This window comes from Pigmentiphaga sp. (assembly GCF_019689535.1).
In the GTDB taxonomy this organism is placed as follows: Bacteria; Pseudomonadota; Gammaproteobacteria; order Burkholderiales; family Burkholderiaceae_B; genus Pigmentiphaga.
Genome location: NZ_JADGHH010000319.1, coordinates 1 through 2,516, shown reverse-complemented (window position 1 = coordinate 2,516; position 2,516 = coordinate 1). Strand labels below are relative to the sequence as shown.

General features: G+C 65.7%; 3 protein-coding genes. 1 reads left to right on the top strand and 2 read right to left on the bottom strand.

Going from position 1 to position 2,516, the window contains the following annotated elements; translation table 11 throughout:
- The first annotated feature begins 273 nt into the window (after window positions 1-273).
- Window positions 274-1,179, top strand: coding sequence for a zinc-binding alcohol dehydrogenase family protein (locus IRZ12_RS17250; RefSeq protein WP_296471245.1), 906 nt, complete (start codon window positions 274-276; stop codon window positions 1,177-1,179).
- A 3-nt stretch (window positions 1,180-1,182) separates the two neighbouring features.
- Here IRZ12_RS17250 and crcB read toward each other — a convergent pair whose 3' ends face one another.
- A complete protein-coding gene (gene crcB, locus IRZ12_RS17245; protein ID WP_296471242.1) occupies window positions 1,183-1,566 on the bottom strand; it encodes a fluoride efflux transporter CrcB in 384 nt (127 codons plus the stop codon).
- 48 nt (window positions 1,567-1,614) lie between these two features.
- The coding region (locus IRZ12_RS17240; protein WP_296471239.1) for a LysR family transcriptional regulator at window positions 1,615-2,516 on the bottom strand (902 nt) is incomplete at its 5' end.

Here is a 2,516-nt window from a genome sequence, read left to right as displayed (position 1 = left end):
AACCGTTCAGCATCTGTTTCGATCCCATCCTACGAAACGATATTGACCCTGAACTCGTCGCCACGAACGAGTGGGCGGGGTAGTGCAGAGGTTCCTTAGCTTAAGTGCACGGCCGCCAAGAAATCACCCAAGCCTTGCAAGCAATTTCCGGTATATGCGTAAGTTAAGCGGATAAGCAATTAACACAATCGTACGCGCCAACGCCGCAGCGGTGTTAGCCGGAGAGCGAGCACCCACTCAAGTCGACATCACCCCCCTTCAAAGAGCATAAAAATGAAAATCGTCAATCCCATCGATACGAAAGTGCGCCAGCGTGCGGTGCCGGACGCCGGGCAGCGCTATAAGGTCCTCGGCTGGGACGCGAGCGGCATCGTCCGGGCCGTGGGGCCGGAGGTAACCTTGTTCCAGCCGGGCGACCGCGTCTGGTATGCCGGTTCGGTCGGCCGTGCAGGATGCAATAGCCAATTGCACCTGGTCGACGAACGCATCGTCGGCAAGGCTCCCCGCTCGCTCGATTTCGCGCAGGCCGCGGCATTGCCGCTGACCGCCATCACGGCGTGGGAATTGCTGTTCGACCGGTTCGGCATCTTGCGCAACCGCGACCAACCCAAGAAATCCCTGCTCATCATCGGCGCGGCGGGCGGCGTGGGATCGATCATGACCCAGCTTGCCGCACGCCTGACGCCGTTCACGGTCATCGGCACGGCATCGCGCCCGGAAACCCAGGCCTGGGTGCAGGAGCTGGGCGCGCACTACGTCATCGACCACGGCAAATCGCTCGTCGAAGAGATGAAGCGCATTGGCCTGGCCCATGCGGATTACGTCGTCAGCCTGACGCATACCCAGGCCCACCTGGACGAAATCGTGGAAATCGTTGCGCCGCTGGGGCGCTTCGGACTGATCGACGATCCTCCGGCGCTCGACGCCACCCGCTTCAAGCGCAAGGTGGTGTCGGTGCATTGGGAAGGCATGTTCGCGCGTTCGCTATTCGGCACCGACGACATGATCAGCCAGCACCAGCTGCTCGAGGACGTGGCGGACCTGGTCGACGCCGGAGACATCCGCACCACGCTGAACGAATGCCTCAGCAGCATCAATGCCGAGAACCTCCGGCGCGCGCATGCGCTCATCGAGTCAGGCAAGTCGCGCGGCAAGCTGGTGCTGGAAGGCTGGAGCTGACGGTCAGGCCTGGCGCAGCGCGCCATAGGTGGCGATGCCGAGCAGGGTCATGGCGACCGACCCGCCTACGTGGGCAAGGATAGAGGTCGCCAGCCAGCCGAGGCGTTGCTGCCCGGCCAGTTCCACCAGCTCCGCCGAGAAGGTCGAGAAGGTCGTGAGCCCGCCGCAGAACCCGGTGATGATGAGTACTCGCCAGTGCGGGGCCAGTGCGGGGTGGGCGGAGAAATAGGCGAGCGCGACACCGATCACGTAGGCGCCGATGAGGTTGGCGGCCAGCGTGCCCGGAGGCAAGGCTGGGAAGAAAGCGTTGAGCGCAACGGCCAGGCCCCAGCGGCACAGCGCGCCGACGGCGGCACCGACGGCGATGGCGGTGATCACGAGCAGCATCGAGGTTCCTTGCGAGGCAGCGATTGTTTTCGTTGGCAAAGCGAGATGTTAAGCGGTCGCCAGTTCGGCGGCCACGCCCTCGAACTTGCGCGCCAGGAATTCGACCAGCGCGCGCACGCGGGCCGGGACGAACCGTCCGCTCGGCAGCAAGGCGTTCAGCGGGTAGCTTTCGATTTGCCATTGGGCCAGCAGGCGTACCAGCCTGCCGTCTGCCATCTCCTGCCGTTGTTCGACGGGCGTCTTGAGCAGGATGCCCGCCCCGGCGAGCGCCCATTGCCGGGCGAGCGAGGCGTCGTCGGTGCTGCGGTCGCCGTCGACGTGTACTTCTACGGTCTGGCCGTCGCGCGTGAATCGCCACGTGCGGTGCGGCTTGCCCGCCCTGTCGTAGGCCAGGCAGTTGTGATCGCGCAGTTCCATCGGCGTTTGCGGTGCAGGATGACGCGCGAGGTAACTGGGCGCCGCCACGACGACCGGTGCGGTATGCATCAGTCTTCGCGCTACGAGCCGGGAGTCGACCAGGTGGCCGTAGCGTATCGCCAGGTCGACTTCATCGCGCACGACGTCGAGCGGCCGGTCGCCGACGGACAGGGCGAGTCGCACCCCCGGATGGGCATGCATGAATTCATCCAGCCAGGGCAACAAGGTGGTGCGGGCCAGGTCGGACGGCGCCGCGATGCGGATCAGGCCGACCAGCTCGGCGCGGTCGGCAGTGGCCTGCGCCTCGCCTTCTTCCACGAGGTCGAGCGCCCGGCTGGCATAGTCCAGCAGCGTCTGGCCCTGGGGCGTCAGCCGCATGGCGCGCGTGGAGCGCTCGAAGAGCCTGACGCCGAGTTGGTTCTCCAGGCGCTTGAGGGTGGCGCTGGCCGCTGCGGGCGTGATGTCCAGGACGCGGGCGGCGCCGGTGAGGCTGCCGGTGCGTGCGGTCTGGACCAGGACGCGCAGGTCGCTGA

Excerpts from the sequence above, each read along its gene's own strand:
- IRZ12_RS17250 (WP_296471245.1), top strand. The coding sequence starts at position 274 with ATGAAAATCGTCAATCCCATCGATACGAAAGTGCGCCAGCGTGCGGTG.
- crcB (WP_296471242.1), bottom strand. The coding sequence starts at position 1,566 with ATGCTGCTCGTGATCACCGCCATCGCCGTCGGTGCCGCCGTCGGCGCG.